Below are 20,830 nucleotides of genomic sequence, written 5' to 3'. Positions count from 1 at the left end.
TGAAATCTGATGTGAAGAGGCCGGGCACCCCGCCCGGCCTTTTATCGCCTATTGCTCGGGAACCAGAATTTCCCTTTTCCCGACGTGGTTTGCGGCAGAGACGAGACCTTCTTCCTCCATCTGCTCCACCAACCTCGCGGCCTTGTTATACCCGATGCCAAGCTTGCGCTGGATGTAGGAGGTGGAGCATTTGCGATCCTTGATCACGATTCCCACCGCCTGATCGTAAAGCGCATCCTCGCCATTAGTGTTGCCCCCGGTATTGAGACCCAGCACGGCGTCGATATTGTCGGCCTTTTCATCATCGGGACCTTCGACGACACCGCCCACATAGTCTGGCGGGCCGAATTGTTTGAGATGGTTCACCACCTCCTCGACCTCTTCGTCCGAGACAAACGGGCCGTGGCAGCGGGTGATCTTGGCGCCACCGGCCATGTAGAGCATGTCGCCCATCCCGAGGAGCTGCTCGGCGCCCATCTCGCCAAGGATGGTGCGGCTGTCCACCTTGGAGGTCACCTGGAAGGAAATCCGGGTGGGGAAGTTGGCCTTGATGGTGCCAGTGATCACATCCACGGACGGGCGCTGCGTCGCCATAATAAGGTGAATACCCGAGGCTCGTGCCATCTGCGCCAGGCGTTGAATGCAGGCTTCGATCTCTTTGCCCGCAACCATCATCAGGTCGGCCATCTCGTCAACGATCACGACGATATAGGGCAGTTTCTTGGGCTCGAACTCTTCGGTCTCGAACACGGGCTCGCCGGTATCATCGTCAAACCCCGTCTGGACGGTGCGGCTGAACATCTCGCCCTTGGCCAGCGCCTCGGACACACGGCCATTGTAGCCCGCGATATTGCGCACGCCCATTTTGGACATCTTGCGATAGCGGTCTTCCATCTCGCCCACGACCCACTTGAGCGCCACCACCGCCTTTTTCGGATCGGTCACAACCGGCGACAACAAATGCGGAATGCCGTCATAGACGGACAGTTCCAACATTTTGGGGTCGATCATGATCAGGCGGCATTCTTCGGGCGTGAGCTTGTAGAGAAGCGACAGGATCATGGTGTTGATGGCAACGGATTTACCGGAACCAGTGGTCCCCGCGATCAACAGGTGCGGCATCTTGGCGAGGTTGGCCACCATGCTGTCACCGCCAATGTCCTTGCCCAGCGCCAGCGGCAGGTGCTGGTTGCCATCGCCAAAGTCACGGCTGGCGAGGATCTCGCGCAGCACCACTTTTTCGCGGTTCTCGTTGGGCAGTTCGATCCCGATCACGGTCCGGCCCGGCACGGTGGAGACGCGCGCGGAAAGGGCCGACATGGAACGGGCGATGTCATCCGCCAGACCGATCACACGCGAGGCCTTGAGACCCGGCGCAGGCTCCAGTTCATACATTGTGACGACCGGCCCCGGACGGACCGAGACGATCTCGCCCTTGACGCCATAGTCATCCAGAACCGTCTCGAGCATGCGGGCGTTTTCCTCAAGCGCCTCATCGCTGAGATGATGGCGCTCGATTGCCGTCGGGTTCGTCAGGAGCGAGAGCGGCGGCAGTTCAAAATCGCTGTTTTCTTCTTTGAACAGGTTCGGTTGCGCCTCGGCCTTGGCACGGGTCGAAGGCTGAAGCGGCTTGCGCTGGGGCTGCTCCACCACGGCTTTGCGCGGCTCTGCAACCGGAATAGCCATAGCCGCGCGGGGTTCAGATACGGGCGCAGCCGGTGTCGGATCGACACGAGGCGTGATCTGCACACGCGGTGCGGACCCTACGGCAGGCGCGGGTGCAGGTTCGGGTGCGGCGGTTTTGGAAGTGACCGGGTCCTGCGGCAGATCTTCGGTTGGGACCTCGTCCACAAAAAACGCCTCATTGGGTCCGGAAACCGTATCCTCGACCTGGGGCGCCTGCGGAATCACGCTGGTGATGGTCGGCGCAGCCGGGATCTGCTGTACCGGTGCCGAGAGAGGCGGCTCTGTCGTAGCTTCCTGTGCTGGCGCATTGAAGATCAACGGCTCGGGACGCTTACCGCGTCCCTTGGTCAGCGGCAGGTTCGGATCCTGTTCTGGCGGCAGGGCCTGAGCGCGCCGGATACGGACCGCATTTGCGATCTTCTGTGCGATCCGTTCGTCGCCGGGCGCGTGCTCCACATCGGCAACCGGCTGCGGCTCTACCAATTCCGGCTCGGGCATTTCGACCGGCTCGGCGCGACGAATGAGGTTGGTCGCGCGGCTGAAAAGCCCGCCGCGGTCCTCGGTCGAGGTCGCAGGCTCCGGGTGAGGCTCAGGTGTGGGCGCAGGCGCATGTAAGCCAAACTGGGGCTCGGCGCGCGTAAACGCTGCAGGCTCCACCGGATCGCTGTAGACCAGCGCATCATCGTCATAAGCCGCATCGCTGCGGCGCTCGGCACGACGCTGTTGCCATGTGCGCGCGGCCTGAAGCCCCCCGCTGGCACCACGGCCCAAAAGCCGCGCGATCATGTCATAGGCCAACAGCACGCCCAGGAGCAGGAAGCGCCCGATGCGCTTCAGCTCATCACGAGAGAACCCAAGCACAAAGGCCCCAAGCGCAATCATCGCAACGGCGGTCAGGAACGACAGCGATTTCACCAGAAAAGCCAGCCCAAACGGCAATAGCGCCAGCAGCGCCCCAAGCGCCGTATTTCCGATCATGCCGCCAAGGCCGGCGTTGTGGAAGGCGCGCCATTCTTCGTCCGGCACAAGGGTTTCGAAATGGAGTGCGACCACAATGAGCCAGAACACCAGCATCAAGGCGGGCCACAGAATGCGTCCCTCCCCCTTGTGCAACAAAAAGCGCGTGCCCCATGCAAAGAGGAACACCGAAATCGCCCAAGCGCCCTTGCCCAGAAACGTGATCAGCAAAAACGCAATCGTCGCGCCCGTCTGACCGAGCCAGTTCTGCACCGGCGCATCGGTGGAGACCATCCAGTTGCTGTCATCAGGCGTATAAGAGCCGATGATCGCCGCCACCAACAGGCCAACGCCGATCAGCACAAGGCCGATCAGCTCCTTGCCGCGCTTTTCAATGGCCGCCTGCATGTTGCTGTCCAGGAGGGGATTCCTGCTGCGGGTTTGAAATGCCATGCCTACCTCGGTTCGCTCGTGTGGGGCATCGGCTGTTTCGCTCTTGGATCAGCCCCACCGGTGTTTCGTCTTGCTTTTGGCCTGCCCCCGCTGTGACGGAAGCAGGCATTCCTATCAGTCTAGTAGAGACAATCGCGCAACAGCTGCAGTGATGCGCGGGTTTGCTCTTCGGACGCAACCAGCGCCACGCGGATATATCCGTGGCCGGGGTTTTCCGCTCCCTTTCCTTGGGCCAGGAACGCGCCGGGCAAGACCCGTACACCTGTCTCCTGCCAAAGCTTCAGGGTTGCAGCCTCGCCATCTTCGACCGGCAACCACAAAAAGAAGCCCGCTTCGGGTGACATGTAGCCATTGAGACCCGCAAAGACCTCGTCCGCGATCCGGTATTTTTCCTGATAGAGCGCGCGGTTTTCGGCGACATGTACCTCGTCCGCCCAGACCTTTGCGGCCGCCGCCTGCAAGGGGCCAGGAATGGGCGCGCCGGAGTAGGCGCGCAGTTTCTTGACCTGCACCAGCGTCTCTGGTCCACCAGCCAGAAGACCACAGCGCAGCCCCGGCAGGTTGGACCGCTTGGACAGCGAGTTGAACAGAACCACGCGTTCGGGATCGAGACCCATTTCATCGGCAACGGTGAGTGCACCAACCGGTGCAGTGTCCCGGTAGATCTCCGAGTAGCACTCATCCGCAAAGACCTTGAAATCGTATTTTTCGGCAAGCGCAAAAAGCTGCTGCCAATACTCCCGCGAGGCCACGGCCCCCTGCGGGTTTGCGGGCGAGCAGATATAGGCTATCGCGGTGCGGTTCAGCACCTCTTCGGGCAGCGATGCATAGTCCGGCAGATGGCCGGTCTCATCGGTTGCTGGCACAAAGACCGGCTCCGCCGCCACCGAAATCGCCGCGATCATATAGACCTGATAAAAGGGGTTCGGGATCAACACCACCGGGCGCTGGCCGTTCTTTTCCTCGGGGCATAGTGCCATCGCCGCATTGTAAAGACCCTCGCGAGTACCGTTCAGCGCCATCACGCGTGTCGCAGGATCAAGCGTCACACCATAGCGTTGCGCAGCCCAGTCGGCCATCGCACCGCGCAGCGCATCGCTGCCTTCGTTTTGCGGGTAGTTGTTGAACGCGGAGGCATTCTCTACGATCACATCCGTCACCCATGCGGGGAATTCGTGTTTTGGTTCGCCAATGGTCAATTGCACCACATCGCCACCAGGCGCGTGATGGTCAAGAAGCGCACGCAAACGCGGAAACGCGTAGGGCGGCAGATGGGCAAACCGCTCGGGAAACTTCATGTCTGTGCCTCAATACCGGGATCGTAATCGCCCCGTTTGATCCGTAAGTTACAGGCCAAAGGGGCATGCGTCCACCCGCTGATGGCGCGGGTGCAACAGTTGTGTCTTTCAGGCCAGTGCCGCTTCGACGCCAGCACCGATGCGCAAAAGCGCCTCTTCGCAGTCGGGCTGGCCGATCACCTGCAAACCACAGCTTGGCGTGCCTGTGGGCAACGATAACGCGCAGACGCCCATCAAGTTGCCAATCCGCGTATTCCTGAGCGCCATCAGGTTCGAGGTGACGTAGTAATCGTGATCGCTTTGAAGCCGTGCAAGATTGGGCGGCAGGATCGGCGCTGCCGGGGCCAGCACCGCATCAAAGCCCGCAACCGCCTGATCCCAGGCCATCCGCACCTGTTCAAGCTTGGCCCAGGCAGCCACATAATCAGAGCCCGAAAACTCCGCACCAGAGCGAAAGCGGGCGAGTATCTCGGGGAACATCAGATCAGGAGAGGCCTCGATCACGTCTTTCCACAGGCCGTAGGCTTCGGTGGTGAAAAGGATAGCAGAGAGCGCCATCGCGTCTGGCAACTCTGGCACCTCGAGCGGGACAATCTCTGCCCCTTCCTCGCGCAGCTTATCAAGGGCGGCCGCATGAGCCGTGGCCACTTCGGGTGCGAGATCATCCTGCGCCACGGTGCGCAGATCCGCAAAGCGCTTGCCCTCGACCGTCGCGCCCTCGAGATCTGGCGCCGTGGCAGAGCCTTCGATGAGCGCCAGCATCAAGGCCGCATCTTCGACGCTGCGCGCCAGCGGGCCGATAGTGTCGAACTTCAGACACAGGGGCACAACTCCCTCAAGGCTCACCCGCCCGGAGGTGGTCTTGAGCCCCACGAGATCATTCCAGGCCGATGGGATTCGCACTGATCCGCCGGTATCAGAGCCGATCGCCCCTGCCGCTAGCCCAAAAGCCACAGAGGCTGCCGCGCCCGAGGACGACCCGCCCGGCACCGCCTCGGGATCATTCACACAAGGCGGGGTTGCCTTGATCGGATTGAGGCCAAGACCAGAAAAGGCCAGCTCGCTCATATGTGTTTTGCCAAGGCACACCGACCCCAGCGCCGTAGCTGTGTCCAGCACCAGCGCGTCGGTATCGGGGATCCGTCCTTTGAGGAGATCCGAGCCGGACTCGGTCTCTACCCCGGCACTGTCAAAAAGATCCTTCCAGCTGATTGGCACCCCATCGAGCGGTGAGCGGCGCAGGCCGGCTTTTGCGCGCTCTTGCGCGGCCTTGGCCTCGGCGCGTGCGCGCTCGTGGGTGACTTTCGTGTAGATCCGCGCTGTCTCAGGATGGCTGTCGATCGCCGTCAAATAGGCCTCTGTCAGTGCCACCGGGTCGATCTCTCCGGAGGCGATCCCGCGCCCCAATTGCGCCGCGCTCATGGTCAGCCAGTCCTGCATCACCTGTGCCTCTTTGTGGGTCCCCTGGAAGGGTAGAGTGTCATTTGCGGCCACCGTAGCGAGAGCACCCCGCGCGCACAATCCCGCTCGGCCCCACATTGGCGCACCAAGACACTGAAGGTGTGACGGGCACCACGCGATCGGCGGGCTGCGGCAGCATGCCTCTGTGCGATGGCATGACAACAGCATGGACAATCCCCCAAGGCAGCGCATATTGCGAGGCATGACTGATACGCGTGATATCCTGATTGTGGGCGGAGGCCTGAATGGTCCGTCGCTTGCTCTTGCGCTGGCACAGGCTGGCCATTCTGTGACCCTGATCGACGCGCTTCCGGCGCCCCTGCGCGAGGACGCCGAATTTGACGGCCGTTCCTATGCTCTGGCGCTTGCCTCGACGCGGCTCCTGCAACAGATCGGGATCTGGGCAGTTATCGAGGATCACGCTCAACCGATGAACGAGATCAAGGTTAGCGACGGCGTTGCCGGTCGCGGCCCTTCGCCGCTTTTCCTGCATTTTGAGGAAAGCGACCTCGACGAGGGCCCCATGGGCTACATGGTCGAAGATCGCTACCTGCGCCGCGCCCTTCTGAAAGCACTCGAGGCCGAGCCAAAAATCACCCAGATCTCGGGCCAGCCTGTGATCGCACAGACCGTGAGTGCGGATGCCATCACCGTCACTCTCGAAGATGGCACACAGCTCTCGGGTGCGCTTTTGGTCGGCGCGGATGGACGTCAAAGCGGCACCGCCGCGCGCGCCGGCATCAAGCGCACCGGGTGGGATTACGGCCAGACCGCACTGGTCTGCGCTATCTCACATGCGCAACCTCACAACGGCATTGCCCATCAGTTCTTTATGCCGCCGGGGCCGCTTGCAATTCTGCCGTTGCCGGGCAATCGCAGCTCTATTGTCTGGAGTGAGACTCATGCCGAGGCTGCGCGCATTCAGGCACTTTCGGATCAGGACTACCTCTCGGTGCTGCGCCCCCGGTTTGGGTCTTTCCTCGGAGAGATCGATTTGGAAGGCAAGCGCTTCAGCTATCCGCTGAAATTGAGCCTTGCCAATGCCTTTTATGGCGAGCGACTGGCCTTGGTGGGCGATGCGGCGCATGGGCTGCACCCGATCGCGGGCCAGGGACTCAATGCGGGGCTGCGCGACATCGCCAGCCTTGCAGAAGTTCTGACCGATGCAGCGCGGCGCGGTGAGGATCTCGCCAGCCCCTTGGTTCTGGCGCGCTATCAACAGTGGCGCCGGTTCGACACCACCTCTCTCGCGCTAGCGACAGATGTGTTCAACAAGCTGTTTTCAAACGACAATCCTATCCTGCGCGCCACCCGAGATCTGGGGCTTGGCCTCACAAATGCACTGCCTGGCCTACGCCGAGGTTTTGTGCGCGAAGCGGCAGGACTTTCGGGAGATTTGCCGCGCCTGTTGCGCGGGCGCCCGCTCTGAGCGCCCACGTACCGACAGGTTATTCAAGCGGGCGCGCCTCATCCGTCAGCATCACGGGGATACCGTTGCGGATCGGGAAAGCAAGATTGGCCGCGCGCGACACCAGCTCCTGCGCCTCGGCATCATATTCCAGAACGGTCTGCGTCACCGGGCAGACCAGCGCCTCCAGCATATGCCGATCAAAGGCGGGTGTCGTTTCATTCATTGCAGTTTTTCCTCTAAAGAGCCGCCACGCAGGGCAAACTCCATCAATGTGACCAGCGTTTCCCGCCGTGTCGACAGGCTTGGCGCTTCCAAAAGCGCCTGTTTGTCTTCGGGTTCGAAATCGAGCAGCATGGAAAGCGAGTTCACCAGAAGCTCGTCTCCGGCCTCATCAAGCGCGCCCCAATCCGTCGACATCCCGCGCGCATCGAGATAGCGCCCAAGGAGCCCCATCAGGGCTGTGCGATCGAAACCATCATCACATTCCGCTGGGCCCAGATCCATATCAAACCCGGCCCAATCCACAGCGCAACGGCGATAGGGGGTGAAACCTTCGATCTCTTCCTTGACCCGAAAGCGGGACAGACCGCTGAGGGTTATGAAATATCGACCATCCTCGGTCTCGGAGAACTGGGTCACACGCCCGGCACACCCTATGGCATGCAGCCCCGAGCCATCCGCGTTGCGGGCATGGCTCGGTTGGATCATGCCAATGACGCGGTTCGGTGTCTTAAGCACGTCCTCCAGCATCTGGAGATAACGCGGCTCGAAGATATGCAAAGGTAGCTTTGCCCGAGGCAGCAGGAGCGCTCCGGGCAAAGGGAAGACGGGGATCGTATCCGGCAGGTCTGCGGCTTTTATCATGAGTGAGAACCTAGCGCCGCAAACGGCTCAGGCAAATATCATGGAGCTCAACTTGCGGCGGCCATTGAGCACAACCGGATCGTTGGGTTTGAGCGCCTCGAAAATGGTGAACAGCTGCGCTTTTGCAGCCCCTTCATTCCACTCACGGTCGCGGCGGAACAGCTCCAGCAATTCGGTCACGGCCGCCTCGGCGTCCCCCGCCGCGTGCAGCGCCTGCGCCAGGTCAAAACGTGCCTGGTGATCGTCCGGGTTGGCGTCGACCGCCGCACGCAGCTCTGCCACCGGCCCTGCGTTTTCAGCCTGCCGCGCCAGTTCGATCTGTGCGTGTGCTGCCTCGATTTCGGCTGCGGTGGAGATTTCCGCCGGAGCGCCATTCAGCACTGCCTCGGCCTGGTCGAGCTCGCCCATGGCCACGTGGCACCGCGCTAGTCCGCTATAGGCCGCAGCGTTCTTGTCGTCTTCGCCAAGGATTGCGGCAAAGACCTGTGCAGCATCGGCGGCCGCGCCTTCCTCGAGCATCTGCTCTGCGGTTTCCAATGCTTCGCCCAGCCCGCCATCTGCGGTGCTGCCAGCGGCTTCGGCCATCTTTTGCAGGAAGGCTTCGATCTCCGACTGCGGCAGAGCGCCCTGGAACATATCTACCGGGCGGCCCTGATAGAAGCCGACAACCGTTGGGATCGACTGCAACGGCAGGCCCTGCTGGGCCAGTGCTGCCGCGAGGCGCTGGTTTTCATCGACGTTGATCTTGGCCATCTTGACCGCGCCTTTGGCCTTGGTCACTGCGGCTTCCAGCATCGGACCAAGCGTCTTGCACGGGCCACACCAAGGCGCCCAGAAATCCACGACAACTGGCACATCCATCGAGGCCTCGACCACATCGGCCATAAAAGTCTCTTCGGTCACATCCTTGATGAGATCGCCTGCAGGTGCCGCGCTTGCGCCGCCGCCCAGAATGTCCATCATTGCTCTGCACTCCTTTCGAGTCTTGCTTGCGCCCTATATGCGATTTCAGCGCCGGAAAACCAAGGGATGAGTTTAGCCCAAAGTGCGCGCCTTGCCCCGCCGCACCACAGGTGTGGCGCCCGGCCCAACAAAAATGCGCACCCGACTAGGTGCGCATTTTTTGGCGGGAGCTTCCCGCCGACTGCTTAGCGCCGGATAAGAGCGCGGCGGTCGCCTTGCGAGGATCAGAGATCAAAGGTGGCAAAGACCGGCGCATGATCGCTGGGTTTCTCCCAGCCGCGCGCATGGCGCAAGATCCGGCTGGAGTGGGCGGCATTGGTAATATCCGCCGTTGTCCATACATGATCGAGGCGACGCCCTTTGTCAGCCGCATCCCAATCCTTTGCCCGATAGCTCCACCAGCTATAAAGCTGCCCTTCGGGGATGTCCTTGCGTGTCACATCGGCCCATCCGCCCGCGTCCATCACCTGATCCAGATGCTCCACCTCAATGGGCGTGTGGCTCACCACCTTCAAAAGCTTCTTGTGATCCCACACGTCATCCTCGCGCGGCGCGATGTTGAGATCACCGACCAATACCGACTTCTCGGGACGTTCCGCATGGAACCAATCCCGCATCTCCGTGAGGTAATCGAGTTTCTGGCCAAACTTCACATTCTTTTCGCGGTCGGGCTCGTCGCCCCCCGCAGGGACATAAAAGTTATGGATTGTGACACCATTCTCCAACCGACCCGCCACATGGCGGGCGTGACCCAGGCTGGCGAAATCCTTGTCGCCGACATCCTCAATCGGCAGGCGCGACAGGATCGCCACGCCGTTATAGCCCTTCTGCCCCCGCGCGATCATATGCTCGTAGCCCAGCGCGCGAAAGGCCTCCATCGGGATCTTGTCCACCGGGCTCTTACACTCCTGAAGACAGAGAACATCCGGCCCTTCCTCTTCGAGCAGCTTGACAACGATCGGTTCGCGTAGACGCACGGAGTTGATGTTCCATGTGGCAAGGGTAAAGGACATGCGGGCTCTCAATCTGTGGTAAGTGTTTGGGCGAATATTGCCTGCGCCGCGCGGGAGATACCAGTGGCTCTGCTGTGGTTTCCTGCACAATCGAAGCGCCACGAAAACCCTTGCAAAATGGACGGTCTCATATTCTAGATTTAGCGGAGAACTGTAACTCTGTGAGGACAGGCCGGTCCATGGCACCGCGATTGGGGCAACGCCCCGGGCACCCTTACAAAAAAGCCTATGACTGGTGGCCACCACCGGGTCGTGCCGCTGTGCGCTAAGGCGCAGACCGCTCTTACACACGACATATCTAACGCCAGGAGGTTTCTCATGGCACAGGCCGCTTTGCAGCCACAGAACGCTTGCGTTCTCCTCTCGTTTTCCGACGGAACAACGGCGCAGTACCCCTATATCTGGCTGCGCGACAACGACCCGGAAGGGTTTCACCCTGACACGCAGGAACGGATCACCGATCTTTCTGCAATATCGCCAGACATTACGGTGGCAGATGTCGAGCTGAACGACTCTCAGCTTCTCATCCACTGGGAAGGCGCTGATTCCGCCACCAGCCGCTTTGACCTTGATTGGTTGCGCAGCTATGTGCCGGGCACACGCACTGCGGACCCCGCCCGCACCGGGTTTCAGCACTGGCGCTGCGACCTGGGCGCAGGTGGGATTCCGCGCGCCACAGCACAAGAGATCCTGAGCTCAGATCTTGCCCTGCGGACATGGCTGGAACAGACCCAAATCTATGGGATCTCCATCGTCGAGGGGCTTGCGGACAGCACCGAGGCGGGCATGGATGTGGCACGCCGTATCGGTTTTTTGCGCCAAACCAACTTTGGCGTGACCTTCGAGGTCAAATCCAAACCCAACCCCAACAATCTCGCCTATACCCCGATCGCGCTGCCCCTGCATACGGATCTGACCAACCAGGAATTGCCGCCCGGGTTTCAGTTCCTGCACTGTCTTGCGAACGAGGCCAGGGGCGGTGGTTCTCTGTTTTGCGATGGATATGCCATTGCCGAGGACCTGCGCCGGGATGATCCCGAGAGTTTTGAGCTTCTATCGACCGTCTCGGTGCCGTTTCGGTTCCACGATCAGGACACCGACATCCGAAACCGCAAAAAGGTCATCACGCTGGATGAGGACGGGCGCGTGATCGAGATCTGTTTCAATGCCCATTTGGCGGATATCTTTGACCTAGAGCCCGCGCTGATGCAGCGCTACTACCGCGCATACCGGAAATTCATGATCCTGACGCGCTCAACCAACTACCTCGTGACGCTCAAGCTCAAAGGTGGCGAGATGGTTGTGTTTGACAACAGGCGTGTCCTGCATGGCCGCGAGGCCTTTGATCCTCAGACCGGGTATCGGCACTTGCACGGATGCTATGTGGACCGCGGCGAGTTCGAGAGCCGACTGCGCGTTCTGCATCGCGGGCAGTGAGGCCACAAAAAAGGCCGGGCGCGAAGCCCGGCCAGTCCGACAGGGAGGATGCATATCGTGACCCGGATATGCGCGGGATCTCTCGAAGGCCTGTTGCGGTCGCGATGCAGCTCAGAACTTCTCGACTTTGACTGTGGCTCAGGCCACGAGCCGGTAACCGCCTGATTCCGTCACCAGAAGCCGCGCATTCGACGGATCGGGCTCAATTTTCTGGCGCAGGCGGTAGATATGGGTCTCGAGCGTGTGCGTCGTCACCCCCGCATTGTAGCCCCAGACCTCGTGCAGCAGGACATCCCGCGGCACCACCCCATTGTTGGAGCGATAGAGGAACTTCAGAATATTGGTTTCCTTCTCGGTCAACCGGATCTTGCGCTCGTCTTCGGTGATCAGGATCTTCATCGCGGGCTTGAAAGTATAGGGGCCGAGCACAAAGACCGCGTCCTCCGATTGTTCGTGCTGGCGAAGCTGGGCCCGGATACGCGCCAAAAGCACCGGGAACTTGAACGGCTTGGTCACGTAGTCATTGGCGCCTGCATCCAGTCCCAGAATGGTATCGGCGTCGCTGTCATGACCGGTCAGCATGAGGATTGGGGATTTAACCCCTTGCTTGCGCATCAGGCGGCATAGTTCACGCCCATCCGTATCTGGCAGGCCCACGTCGAGGATGATCAGGTCATAGATCGCTTCCTTCGCGCGCTCCATCGCTCCTTGGCCATCGCCGGCTTCGAAGACGTCGAAATCTTCGGTCATAACAAGCTGTTCGCTCAGCGCCTCGCGCAGGTCCTCGTCATCGTCGACGAGCAGGATCTTCTTCAACTGGGCCATCGTATCTCTCCTGGTGTCTTGCTTTGACAGATGTGCCCAGGCTCACAAAAGAACAAGCTTTGCCGGGTCAGCTTCACGTCGACGTGTCCGCAGACGCGGAAATATTTCACTTTTGCAGCAATTGAGCATAGGAGTAAGCTCCTGATGTTACAGCCGGGACGAAGACCTGATGAGCCTAATGCCGACAATGCTGGAGCGGATCGCCCGCGCCCGAGTGGATCTGAGGATGGGACTGCCGGTGATCTTGACCACCGGTGAGAGCGCCATTCTTGCCATTTCCGTCGAGAGTCTCAGCCCTGAGCGGCTTACGGATCTGCGCAGCCTCGGCCCGGTGACTCTGGCGCTGACTGCACGGCGGGCGGCCACGCTGAAGGCGCGCGTTTATGACAATGATATTGCGCGCGTCACGGTGCCCAGCGACGCAGGCCTGGCCTGGGTTCAGGCGCTGGCGGACCCTGCGGATGATCTCGAGACCCCGATGAAAGGCCCCCTATTGAGTGAGCGCGAAGGCGATGCGTCCCTGCCGCGCCTTGCAATAGCAATGGTAAAATCCGCCCGTCTTCTGCCTGCGACCGCCTACGTCGCGCTTGAGAATGCTGGTGACTTTGCGCTGAAACACGACCTGACCCTGCTGCCGCAGTCCGCAGCCGAGCCTCTGCTGAATACCAGCTCGCCCCTCCACCCGGTTGCGGCCGCACGCCTGCCGATGGAGGCCTCCGAGGCAGGTCGCTTGCATATCTTTCGCCCAGAGGATGGCGGCGAGGAGCACTATGCGATCGAGATCGGTCGCCCGGATCGGAGCCAGCCAGTCTTGGCGCGGTTACACTCAGCCTGTTTCACCGGTGATGTGTTGGGGTCATTGAAATGTGACTGCGGACCGCAGCTGCGCGGAGCATTGAGTCACATGGGCCAAGAGGGCGCGGGCATCCTGCTGTATCTCAACCAAGAGGGCCGCGGCATCGGGCTGGCCAATAAGATGCGCGCCTATTCCCTTCAAGATCAGGGATTTGACACAGTCGAGGCCAATCATCGCCTTGGCTTTGAGGATGATGAGCGCGATTTTCGCCTTGGCGCGTCGATTTTGCGCGAACTTGGGTTTTCTTCCGTGCGCCTCATGACCAACAATCCCGGCAAGATCGCCATGATGGAGAAAACCGGGATTTCCGTTGTCGAACGCGTACCGCTCAAGGTCGGTGAGAACGCGTTTAACCGTCACTATCTCGCGACCAAGGCTGCAAAATCAGGCCACATGCTATGAGCCCCGCAGACCTAGTTCTGACACCGAAGGGCCTGCGATTCATGGGTCGGCTTCTGCCCTGTACGATCGGCAAGGGCGGACTTTCGACGGCGAAACGCGAAGGGGACGGGGCAACACCTGTGGGGACGCATCACATCAGCGGCATGCTCTATCGTCCCGACCGGATCTCGGCGCCCCAAGATTGGGCGCGCCCGATTTTGCCCGGGGATCTATGGTCGGATGACACGCAGGCGCGCGACTACAACCAGATGGTGCGCGCGCCCTACCCCTTCAGCCACGAGCGCCTGCGCCGGGCAGATCCACTTTATGATCTGGTGCTGCTCACGGATTGGAACTGGCCAAATGCGACCTCCGGGCGGGGCTCGGCGATCTTTTTGCACCAGTGGCGCAGACCCGGCTACCCTACCGAGGGGTGCATTGCCTTTTCCCGTCAGAATCTGCGCTGGATCGCTGAACGCCTGCGCCCCGGTGCCCAATTGATAGTTGGCTCACGCTGAATAGGCACGCGCCCCGAAGATCGCGGAGCCAACACGCACATGGGTCGCCCCCAGCGCGATGGCGCTCTCGAAGTCTCCGCTCATCCCCATGGAAAGCCCGTTCAGACCGTTGCGCTCTGCCATTTTGGCGAGGAGCGCGAAATGCAGGCTCGGCTCTTCATCAACGGGCGGGATGCACATGAGCCCCTTGATCGGCAGATCCAGCTTGCGGCATTCCGCAACAAAGCCGTCTGCATCCTGAGGCAAGATACCGGCCTTTTGTTCTTCTTCTCCGGTGTTCACCTGAATGAAAAGATCCGGACAATGGCCGAGTTCCTGCGCCAATCGCGCCAAGGCATTTGCGAGCTTCGGCCGGTCAACTGAGTGGATCACATTCACCAGTTCCATCGCCTGTCGCGCCTTGTTTGTCTGCAGCGGCCCGATCAGGTGCAGATCCACGCCAGTGAACTTTTCACGAAACTGAGGCCATTTGCCTGCGGCCTCTTGCACACGGTTTTCGCCAAAGCAGCGGTGGCCTTCCTCTAACACTGCCTCAACACGTTCGTTGGGCTGCACTTTGGATACGGCAATCAATTCCACCGACCCGGGCACGCGTCCAGCGGCAGATTCGGCAGCGGCAATGCGGGATTTGATCTCACTCAGCGACATCTCGGCCTCGTTTCACTTTGGAAATACTGTTGGGCCGGACAAAACACTGTTTACGCACAAAAGAAAAGGGCGAGCTCCGAAGAGCCCGCCCCAAGAACCGAGTGGTTCCGTTCTCCAATTAGAAGGAGAAGGACACACCGAGGTCTGCCAGGGTGTTGTCGTTCTTGGAACCAACACCACCTGCGAGGGTCACACCACCGCCGAGACCGTGGCGGAAGCCGAGGCCGTAGGAGGTGTCTGCGTTGGCTGCGCCACCGTCGGAAACAACAGCGCGGATGGAGGTCGCGGAGGACACTTCGTAGTTGATGGACGCACCGAAGGAAGCGTCGGCTTGGTTGTCGCCGTCACCCACGATTACGGAGTAGCCAACTGCACCGGCGGTGCCGTTCAGGCCGATGACCCAGTAGTCGCCGGAGGAGTCGGTGTCAGAGTAAACTGCGCCGATCGCCATGCCGTTTGCCAGGGTGTAACCCAGACCCAGCTGCCACTCTTCGTCAGCTGCAACTGCGGTGGAACCCAGAACGCCGGGTGCGTTTGCAACTGCTGCCTGCGCACGGGTCTCTTTGTAGGAGAGCGATGCGGAGAAGTCGCCAACGTTGTAGCGTGCTTTGATGGTGGTCGCATCTTGGCTACCAGCGCCGAAGCCGGTTGCCGGGCCGTTGAAGTTGGCATTGTGCTCCAGGAAGGAGGTGAAGCCAACGCCGTAGCCGTAGTAGTCAACCTGGTCACCGGAGTCGAGAACGTTGGAGACGTTACCAACGTCAACACGCAGACCGCCGTAGGACACTGCGAAGCCAGCTGCGCCCGGGCCACGACCGGAGATGTCGTTCGCGTGGGAGTCTTCGTTGGCTTCGAGACGGAAGCGAGCTTCCAGTTTCACGCCAGCGTCGGTTTCCGCGATGCCGGTGATGTTGACGCGCATACGCTGTTCGATGCGGGTCTCTTCAGTTTGGGACTCGTCGTATGCCAGACCAAAACGGGCGGAGCCGCCGATGGTCAGTTCTGCTGCTGCGACGCCTGCAGTCGCGACCAGTGCGGTCGAAGCGAAGAGAATCTTTTTCATGGTTTTCCCTCGGGTTTGAATTTCCAAAGAAGCAATCGGCTGACGCCACTTCGCTCCTCAAGTACGCACATCCTCTCGCTCGAAAGGGGGTCATGAAGCAAGTAGGTGCTGAAAGCTGAAAACCATTCATCAACCAAATGATGCATCAAGGTCACAGTCGTTTTCCCCGAGCCACTCTGCAAAAGGCAGCAGGAGAGAGTCTTTAAAGAATAGGCTTGTTGGCGCATGCCCGCTTGTCTAGGAGTAGTCCAACTGCAAATTCAGGAGCGGGCACGGTCAACATGCGTGGTATCAAGACCTTTTTCCTTCTTTCAGCGCTGGCTGTCACAGCCTCCTGCGGTGCATTTCGGTCATTGGACACCAGCACAGAGGTCAATGACACCGATACCATCGTCCTTGCGGGCGAAGGCCGCGAAGCCAACGACGACAAGACGACGATCTGGGAAGCCTTCGGGCCGCGCAAAAGCGAACAGCGCGTTCAGGTGAATCGCTATCTCTGGGCCGCAAGCCTGGAGGTTCTGGATTTCCTGCCTGTTCAATCCGTCGATCCCTTCACCGGTGTGATCATCACCGGATATGGCACGCCCCCGGGTGGCGGTCGCGCATATCGCGCGACGATTCACATCAAAGACCCTGCTCTTGAAGCGCGCGCATTGAATGTCGCGCTCCAGAGCCGCGGTGGCGCCGTCAGCTCCGCGACCGCACGCGCTGTTGAGGATGCGATTCTCTCTCGCGCGCGCCAACTACGCATGGCCGACAAGAAGATCTGACGCCTCTGCACTGGAACCCAACACGAATACCACGTATCAGAAGCGCCGGGACTAAAGCCCGGCGTTTTTAGTCAAAGGACCGCTCACATGTCGCGTTACGAAGCCTCGGACATCGAAGCCAGATGGCAAAAAGCCTGGGAAGAGGCTGCCATTTTCCAAGCGAAAGAAGATCACAGCAAACCCAAGTACTATGTGCTGGAGATGTTCCCCTACCCATCGGGCAAGCTGCACATGGGCCATGTGCGCAACTACACGATGGGCGACGTGATCGCGCGCTACAAGCTGTCCACCGGCCATAACGTGCTGCACCCCATGGGATTTGACGCCTTTGGGATGCCTGCGGAAAACGCTGCCATGGCCTCGGGCGGACACCCCAAGGACTGGACCTATTCCAACATCGACACGATGGTCGAGCAGATGAAGCCGCTGGGTCTCTCGCTTGACTGGTCGCGCATGTTTGCCACCTGCGACCCCGAATACTATGGCCAGCAGCAGGCCTTGTTCCTTGATTTCCTTGAAAAAGGGCTGGTCTACCGCAAAAACGCTGTGGTCAACTGGGACCCCGTGGACATGACCGTTCTGGCCAATGAGCAGGTCGAGAACGGCCGTGGCTGGCGCTCTGGCGCGCTGGTGGAACGGCGCGAACTGACGCAGTGGTTCTTCAAAATTTCCGATTATTCCGACGAGCTGCTTGAGGCACTGGATGGCCTGGAGAATTGGCCCGCCAAGGTGCGCCTGATGCAGGAAAACTGGATCGGCAAGTCCCGCGGGCTGCAGTTCAGCTTCGAGCGCACCGATGGGGAAGAGGCGATCGAGGTCTATACGACTCGCCCCGACACGCTGATGGGCGCGAGCTTTGTCGGCATCTCTCCGGATCACCCGATTGCCAAGAAGCTCGAGGCCGAATCGCAAGAGGTGGCCGATTTTGTTGCGGAATGCCGCAAGGGTGGCACCACTGAAGAGGCGATCGAAACCGCCGAGAAGCTGGGCTATGACACCGGCCTGCGGGTCAAGCACCCGCTGGACCCGAACTGGGAGCTGCCGGTCTGGATCGCCAACTTCATCCTGATGGACTACGGCACCGGTGCAATCTTTGCCTGCCCGGCGCATGACCAGCGCGACTTTGAATTTGCCACCAAATACAACCTGCCGATCATCCCCGTTCTCGAACCCGTCGAGGGCGCAGGTGAACTGACCGAGGCCTATGTGCCGACAAAAGCCGAAAAAGTCCGCTATGTCCGCGGATTTGCAGGTGATGAGCTGCAGACCGGCGAAGAAGGCGTAAATACCGCCGTCGACAAGGCCGAAGCCGAAGGCTGGGGCCAAGGTGTCACCAAATTCCGTCTGCGCGATTGGGGTCTGTCCCGTCAGCGGTATTGGGGCTGCCCGATTCCGGTCGTCCACTGCCCCGACTGCGGCGTGGTGCCCGAAAAGAAAGAAAATCTACCCATCGCGCTGCCGTATGATGAGGACGGCAAGGCGATTGACTTCTCGGTGCCGGGTAATCCGCTCGACCGTCACCCGAGCTGGCGCAACTGTGCCTGCCCCAACTGTGGCAAGCCCGCCCAGCGCGAAACGGACACGATGGACACCTTTGTGGACTCGAGCTGGTATTTTGCCCGTTTCACCGCACCGCGCGCGGAAACACCGACCGATCTGGACGCGGCAAACTATTGGATGAACGTCGATCAATATATCGGCGGCATCGAGCATGCGATTCTCCACCTGCTCTACTCGCGGTTCTTTGCCCGCGCGATGCAGATCTGCGGCCACCTCCCCGAGAGCGCCAAAGAGCCGTTTGACGCGCTCTTTACACAAGGCATGGTGACACACGCGATCTATGAGAATGCCGAGCGCAAGGACGACAACGGCCGCGCGATCTATCATTACCCGAGCGAGGTCGAGGAGCGCGACGGCGGCGTCTTCGTCAAGGAGACCGGCGAGCGGATCAAGGTGATCCCCTCTGCCAAGATGTCCAAGTCCAAGAACAACGTGGTCGACCCGCTGGCGATCATCTCCACCTACGGTGCTGATACCGCGCGTTGGTTTGTTCTGTCCGATTCGCCGCCCGAACGGGATGTGGAATGGACGGCCTCTGGCGCCGAAGCGGCCTACAAGCACCTCAATCGGGTCTGGAACCTCTGTGACCGGATTGGCGAGATGGACCCGGATGCCAAGGGCGAAGGCGACGAGGAGCTATTGCGCGAGATGCACAAGGCGATCCGTGACGTGACGCTCGGTGTTGAAAGTTTTGGTTTTAATGCCGCGATTGCAAAGCTCTATGGCTTTACAAATACGCTGTCGAAATCCAAGGCGAGCGCCGCCGTGCAAAAACAGGCCATCAAGACTCTGGCCCAGCTGATGTCGCCGATGACGCCGCACCTTGCCGAGGATATCTGGGCGCATCAAGGTGGCGAGGGCCTGATTGCCAACGCAGCTTGGCCTGTGGCGGACGAGTCGATGCTCGTCGAAGACAGCGTCACCCTGCCCATTCAGGTGAATGGCAAACGGCGCGGTGAGATCACCGTGGCGAAGGATCTCGATAAGGCAGAGGTTGAAAAACTCGCGCTGGCCCACGAAGCTGTGCAACGGGTGCTGGAAGGTGCCGCACCCAAAAAGGTGATCGTGGTGCCGGGGCGGATCGTAAATGTTGTTGCCTGATCGACGCAAATTCTTGAAGCTCACGCTGGCGCTGCCTCTTGGCGCCAGCCTTTCTGCCTGCGGGTTTGAGCCTGTTTATGGCCCGGTTGGGGCTGGCACCGCGCTGCGTGACCAAATCGCGTTTCAGTCCCCCGAAACCATCGGCGCGCCACGCGACAGTGACGCCTATTACTTTGTGCGCAGGCTCGAAACTCGGCTTGGGCGCTCTGGCGCCCCTGCGTATCGGATGGACCTGACGCTCGACACCAAAGAGGTGGGCCAAGCGATCACTGCAGAAGGCAGTATCACCCGCTATTCCCTGACCGGCACCGCTGGTTACAGCCTCGTGCGCCTCTCGGACGGGCAGATCGTTGCCAGCGGCGAGGTCGAAAACTTCTCTGGCTATTCGGCGAGCGGCACAACAGTTCAGACGCAGGCGGGGGAAACGGATGCGCATGAGCGACTGATGGTGATTCTGGCGGATCAGATTGTGACCCGCCTCTATGCGGCGCCCGGGTTGGGCCGTCCCGAAGGCTCATGAAACTCAGCCCGCGCGAGGCCGAGGGCTATTTCGCCCGCCCTGACCCCGGCAAGACCGGGCTGTTGATCTACGGTGCGGACGCCATGCGCGTCTCGCTCAAGCGCCAGCAGATGCTGGCTGCGCTCCTCGGACCGGGTGCGGAGGAGGAGATGCGCCTCACGCGGATGCCCGCAAGCGAACTGCGCAAGGATCCCGCGCAGCTTCTGGACGCGGTCAAGGCGGTCGGTTTCTTTCCCGGCATTCGCGCCGTGTTTGTCGAGGATGCCAATGATTCTGCGACCCCGGCGATCACCACCGCGCTCGAGGCCTGGCAACCCGGCGATGCGCAGATCGTTGTGACGGCAGGTCAGCTCAAGGCGTCATCCAAACTGCGCAAGGCGTTTGAAACTCATACCAATGCCTATGCGACCGGCATCTATGACGATCCTCCCTCGCGTGCAGAAATTGAGCGAATCCTGAGTGAAGCAGGCGTACGGGATGTGCCGGGCGACAGCATGTCTGCGCTCGCGGATATCGCCAATGACATTGGTCCCGGCGATTTTTCCCGAATGATCGAGAAACTGAGCCTCTACAAAAATGGCGACAACAGCCCGCTGACGCTGGAGGACATCGACGCCGTGGCCCCGCAATCCACAGAGGCGGCGCTCGACGATCTCCTAAATGTGGTGGCTGAGGGGCGCAGTGCCGACATCGGTCCGGTCCTGCGAAGGCTGCAGGCTCAGGGCACCAATGCGGTGACGCTCTGCATCGGGGCGACTCGTCATTTTCGCACGCTCTATACCATTGCCGCCCATCCCGGAGGTGCTGCCCAAGGCATCGGAGGCCTGCGTCCGCCGCTCTATGGCAAGCGCCGCGATCGCATGCTGCGACAGGCACAAGGCTGGGGGGCGCAGAAGTTGCAAAACGCGCTGACGATTCTGACCGACACCGACTTGCAATTGCGCTCCGCCGGGCAAAGCGCACCTGCCCTTGCGTTGACAGAACGCGCGATGATCCGGCTTGCGATGCTCGCCCGCGCACGTTGAGCGCAGCTCAAGCTGATGCT

18 protein-coding genes are annotated in these 20,830 nt (G+C 60.6%); 8 read left to right on the top strand and 10 right to left on the bottom strand.

Features of this window, described 5'->3' with window-relative positions:
• Window positions 1-48 precede the first annotated feature (48 nt).
• From TM1040_RS04590 to TM1040_RS04580, 3 genes are all read right to left on the bottom strand, one after another.
• Window positions 49-3,096, bottom strand: a complete 3,048-nt coding sequence (locus TM1040_RS04590; RefSeq protein WP_011537431.1) for a DNA translocase FtsK — start codon at window positions 3,094-3,096, stop codon at window positions 49-51.
• A gap of 119 nt (window positions 3,097-3,215) precedes the next feature.
• On the bottom strand, window positions 3,216-4,394 hold the full coding sequence (locus tag TM1040_RS04585; RefSeq protein WP_011537430.1) for an aminotransferase class I/II-fold pyridoxal phosphate-dependent enzyme: 1,179 nt from the start codon (window positions 4,392-4,394) through the stop codon (window positions 3,216-3,218).
• Between the two features lie 108 nt (window positions 4,395-4,502).
• A complete protein-coding gene (locus TM1040_RS04580; protein WP_011537429.1) occupies window positions 4,503-5,834 on the bottom strand; it encodes an amidase in 1,332 nt (443 codons plus the stop codon).
• Between the two features lie 223 nt (window positions 5,835-6,057).
• On the opposite strand from TM1040_RS04580, the gene TM1040_RS04575 reads away from it, so the two are divergent.
• On the top strand, window positions 6,058-7,284 hold the full coding sequence (locus TM1040_RS04575; RefSeq protein WP_011537428.1) for a UbiH/UbiF/VisC/COQ6 family ubiquinone biosynthesis hydroxylase: 1,227 nt from the start codon (window positions 6,058-6,060) through the stop codon (window positions 7,282-7,284).
• 19 nt (window positions 7,285-7,303) lie between these two features.
• Here the strand turns inward: TM1040_RS04575 and TM1040_RS04570 are convergent, their stop codons facing one another.
• The 4 genes from TM1040_RS04570 to TM1040_RS04555 all read right to left on the bottom strand — a co-directional run bounded on the left by TM1040_RS04570 (window position 7,304) and on the right by TM1040_RS04555 (window position 10,106).
• On the bottom strand, window positions 7,304-7,489 hold the full coding sequence (locus TM1040_RS04570; protein ID WP_011537427.1) for a Trm112 family protein: 186 nt from the start codon (window positions 7,487-7,489) through the stop codon (window positions 7,304-7,306).
• Entirely contained in the window at window positions 7,486-8,130 is a 645-nt protein-coding gene (locus TM1040_RS04565) for an LON peptidase substrate-binding domain-containing protein (RefSeq protein ID WP_011537426.1), read from the bottom strand. The genes TM1040_RS04570 and TM1040_RS04565 overlap by 4 nt, the downstream gene beginning before the upstream one ends.
• A 27-nt stretch (window positions 8,131-8,157) precedes the next feature.
• Entirely contained in the window at window positions 8,158-9,093 is a 936-nt protein-coding gene (locus TM1040_RS04560; RefSeq protein ID WP_011537425.1) for a thioredoxin family protein, read from the bottom strand.
• A 224-nt stretch (window positions 9,094-9,317) separates the two neighbouring features.
• Window positions 9,318-10,106 carry an exodeoxyribonuclease III gene (locus TM1040_RS04555; RefSeq protein ID WP_011537424.1) on the bottom strand — a complete coding sequence of 263 codons (789 nt, stop codon included), beginning with the start codon at window positions 10,104-10,106 and terminating at the stop codon, window positions 9,318-9,320.
• A 318-nt stretch (window positions 10,107-10,424) separates the two neighbouring features.
• On the opposite strand from TM1040_RS04555, the gene TM1040_RS04550 reads away from it, so the two are divergent.
• Window positions 10,425-11,543: a TauD/TfdA family dioxygenase gene (locus TM1040_RS04550; RefSeq protein ID WP_044026632.1), complete on the top strand. Its 1,119-nt coding sequence runs from the start codon at window positions 10,425-10,427 to the stop codon at window positions 11,541-11,543.
• A 138-nt stretch (window positions 11,544-11,681) separates the two neighbouring features.
• Here the strand turns inward: TM1040_RS04550 and TM1040_RS04545 are convergent, their stop codons facing one another.
• Window positions 11,682-12,368: a response regulator transcription factor gene (locus tag TM1040_RS04545; RefSeq protein WP_011537422.1), complete on the bottom strand. Its 687-nt coding sequence runs from the start codon at window positions 12,366-12,368 to the stop codon at window positions 11,682-11,684.
• Window positions 12,369-12,537: 169 nt separating this feature from the next.
• On the opposite strand from TM1040_RS04545, the gene ribA reads away from it, so the two are divergent.
• Window positions 12,538-13,626: a GTP cyclohydrolase II gene (ribA, locus tag TM1040_RS04540; RefSeq protein WP_011537421.1), complete on the top strand. Its 1,089-nt coding sequence runs from the start codon at window positions 12,538-12,540 to the stop codon at window positions 13,624-13,626.
• A complete protein-coding gene (locus TM1040_RS04535) occupies window positions 13,623-14,123 on the top strand; it encodes a L,D-transpeptidase family protein (protein ID WP_044026630.1) in 501 nt (166 codons plus the stop codon). Before ribA ends, TM1040_RS04535 begins: the two co-directional genes overlap by 4 nt.
• Here TM1040_RS04535 and TM1040_RS04530 read toward each other — a convergent pair.
• Window positions 14,115-14,771 (bottom strand): YggS family pyridoxal phosphate-dependent enzyme, encoded by a 657-nt coding sequence (locus tag TM1040_RS04530; protein WP_011537419.1) that lies wholly within the window; start codon window positions 14,769-14,771, stop codon window positions 14,115-14,117. The genes TM1040_RS04535 and TM1040_RS04530 overlap by 9 nt on opposite strands.
• A gap of 118 nt (window positions 14,772-14,889) precedes the next feature.
• Window positions 14,890-15,834, bottom strand: a complete 945-nt coding sequence (locus TM1040_RS04525; protein ID WP_011537418.1) for a porin — start codon at window positions 15,832-15,834, stop codon at window positions 14,890-14,892.
• A 281-nt stretch (window positions 15,835-16,115) separates the two neighbouring features.
• On the opposite strand from TM1040_RS04525, the gene TM1040_RS04520 reads away from it, so the two are divergent.
• The 4 genes from TM1040_RS04520 to holA all read left to right on the top strand — a co-directional run bounded on the left by TM1040_RS04520 (window position 16,116) and on the right by holA (window position 20,810).
• A complete protein-coding gene (locus TM1040_RS04520) occupies window positions 16,116-16,604 on the top strand; it encodes a DUF3576 domain-containing protein (RefSeq protein ID WP_011537417.1) in 489 nt (162 codons plus the stop codon).
• A gap of 87 nt (window positions 16,605-16,691) precedes the next feature.
• Window positions 16,692-19,265: a leucine--tRNA ligase gene (gene leuS, locus TM1040_RS04515; RefSeq protein ID WP_011537416.1), complete on the top strand. Its 2,574-nt coding sequence runs from the start codon at window positions 16,692-16,694 to the stop codon at window positions 19,263-19,265.
• Window positions 19,252-19,785: an LPS assembly lipoprotein LptE gene (gene lptE, locus TM1040_RS04510; protein ID WP_011537415.1), complete on the top strand. Its 534-nt coding sequence runs from the start codon at window positions 19,252-19,254 to the stop codon at window positions 19,783-19,785. The genes leuS and lptE overlap by 14 nt, the downstream gene beginning before the upstream one ends.
• Window positions 19,782-20,810: a DNA polymerase III subunit delta gene (holA, locus tag TM1040_RS04505; RefSeq protein WP_011537414.1), complete on the top strand. Its 1,029-nt coding sequence runs from the start codon at window positions 19,782-19,784 to the stop codon at window positions 20,808-20,810. Before lptE ends, holA begins: the two co-directional genes overlap by 4 nt.
• The last annotated feature ends 20 nt before the right edge of the window (window positions 20,811-20,830 follow it).

The organism is Ruegeria sp. TM1040, from assembly GCF_000014065.1.
In the GTDB taxonomy this organism is placed as follows: domain Bacteria; phylum Pseudomonadota; class Alphaproteobacteria; order Rhodobacterales; family Rhodobacteraceae; genus Epibacterium.
Note: the sequence above shows the minus strand (reverse complement) of the source record. Positions and strands in the feature narration are given on the sequence as shown.

Coding starts and splice junctions, on each gene's coding strand:
- TM1040_RS04570 (WP_011537427.1), bottom strand. CDS start 7,489: ATGAATGAAACGACACCCGCCTTTGATCGGCATATGCTGGAGGCGCTG.
- lptE (WP_011537415.1), top strand. CDS start 19,252: ATGTTGTTGCCTGATCGACGCAAATTCTTGAAGCTCACGCTGGCGCTG.
- holA (WP_011537414.1), top strand. CDS start 19,782: ATGAAACTCAGCCCGCGCGAGGCCGAGGGCTATTTCGCCCGCCCTGAC.
- ribA (WP_011537421.1), top strand. CDS start 12,538: ATGAGCCTAATGCCGACAATGCTGGAGCGGATCGCCCGCGCCCGAGTG.
- TM1040_RS04565 (WP_011537426.1), bottom strand. CDS start 8,130: ATGATAAAAGCCGCAGACCTGCCGGATACGATCCCCGTCTTCCCTTTG.
- TM1040_RS04550 (WP_044026632.1), top strand. CDS start 10,425: ATGGCACAGGCCGCTTTGCAGCCACAGAACGCTTGCGTTCTCCTCTCG.
- TM1040_RS04585 (WP_011537430.1), bottom strand. CDS start 4,394: ATGAAGTTTCCCGAGCGGTTTGCCCATCTGCCGCCCTACGCGTTTCCG.
- TM1040_RS04545 (WP_011537422.1), bottom strand. CDS start 12,368: ATGGCCCAGTTGAAGAAGATCCTGCTCGTCGACGATGACGAGGACCTG.
- TM1040_RS04575 (WP_011537428.1), top strand. CDS start 6,058: ATGACTGATACGCGTGATATCCTGATTGTGGGCGGAGGCCTGAATGGT.
- leuS (WP_011537416.1), top strand. CDS start 16,692: ATGTCGCGTTACGAAGCCTCGGACATCGAAGCCAGATGGCAAAAAGCC.
- TM1040_RS04535 (WP_044026630.1), top strand. CDS start 13,623: ATGAGCCCCGCAGACCTAGTTCTGACACCGAAGGGCCTGCGATTCATG.
- TM1040_RS04525 (WP_011537418.1), bottom strand. CDS start 15,834: ATGAAAAAGATTCTCTTCGCTTCGACCGCACTGGTCGCGACTGCAGGC.
- TM1040_RS04560 (WP_011537425.1), bottom strand. CDS start 9,093: ATGATGGACATTCTGGGCGGCGGCGCAAGCGCGGCACCTGCAGGCGAT.
- TM1040_RS04580 (WP_011537429.1), bottom strand. CDS start 5,834: ATGCAGGACTGGCTGACCATGAGCGCGGCGCAATTGGGGCGCGGGATC.
- TM1040_RS04555 (WP_011537424.1), bottom strand. CDS start 10,106: ATGTCCTTTACCCTTGCCACATGGAACATCAACTCCGTGCGTCTACGC.
- TM1040_RS04520 (WP_011537417.1), top strand. CDS start 16,116: ATGCGTGGTATCAAGACCTTTTTCCTTCTTTCAGCGCTGGCTGTCACA.
- TM1040_RS04530 (WP_011537419.1), bottom strand. CDS start 14,771: ATGTCGCTGAGTGAGATCAAATCCCGCATTGCCGCTGCCGAATCTGCC.
- TM1040_RS04590 (WP_011537431.1), bottom strand. CDS start 3,096: ATGGCATTTCAAACCCGCAGCAGGAATCCCCTCCTGGACAGCAACATG.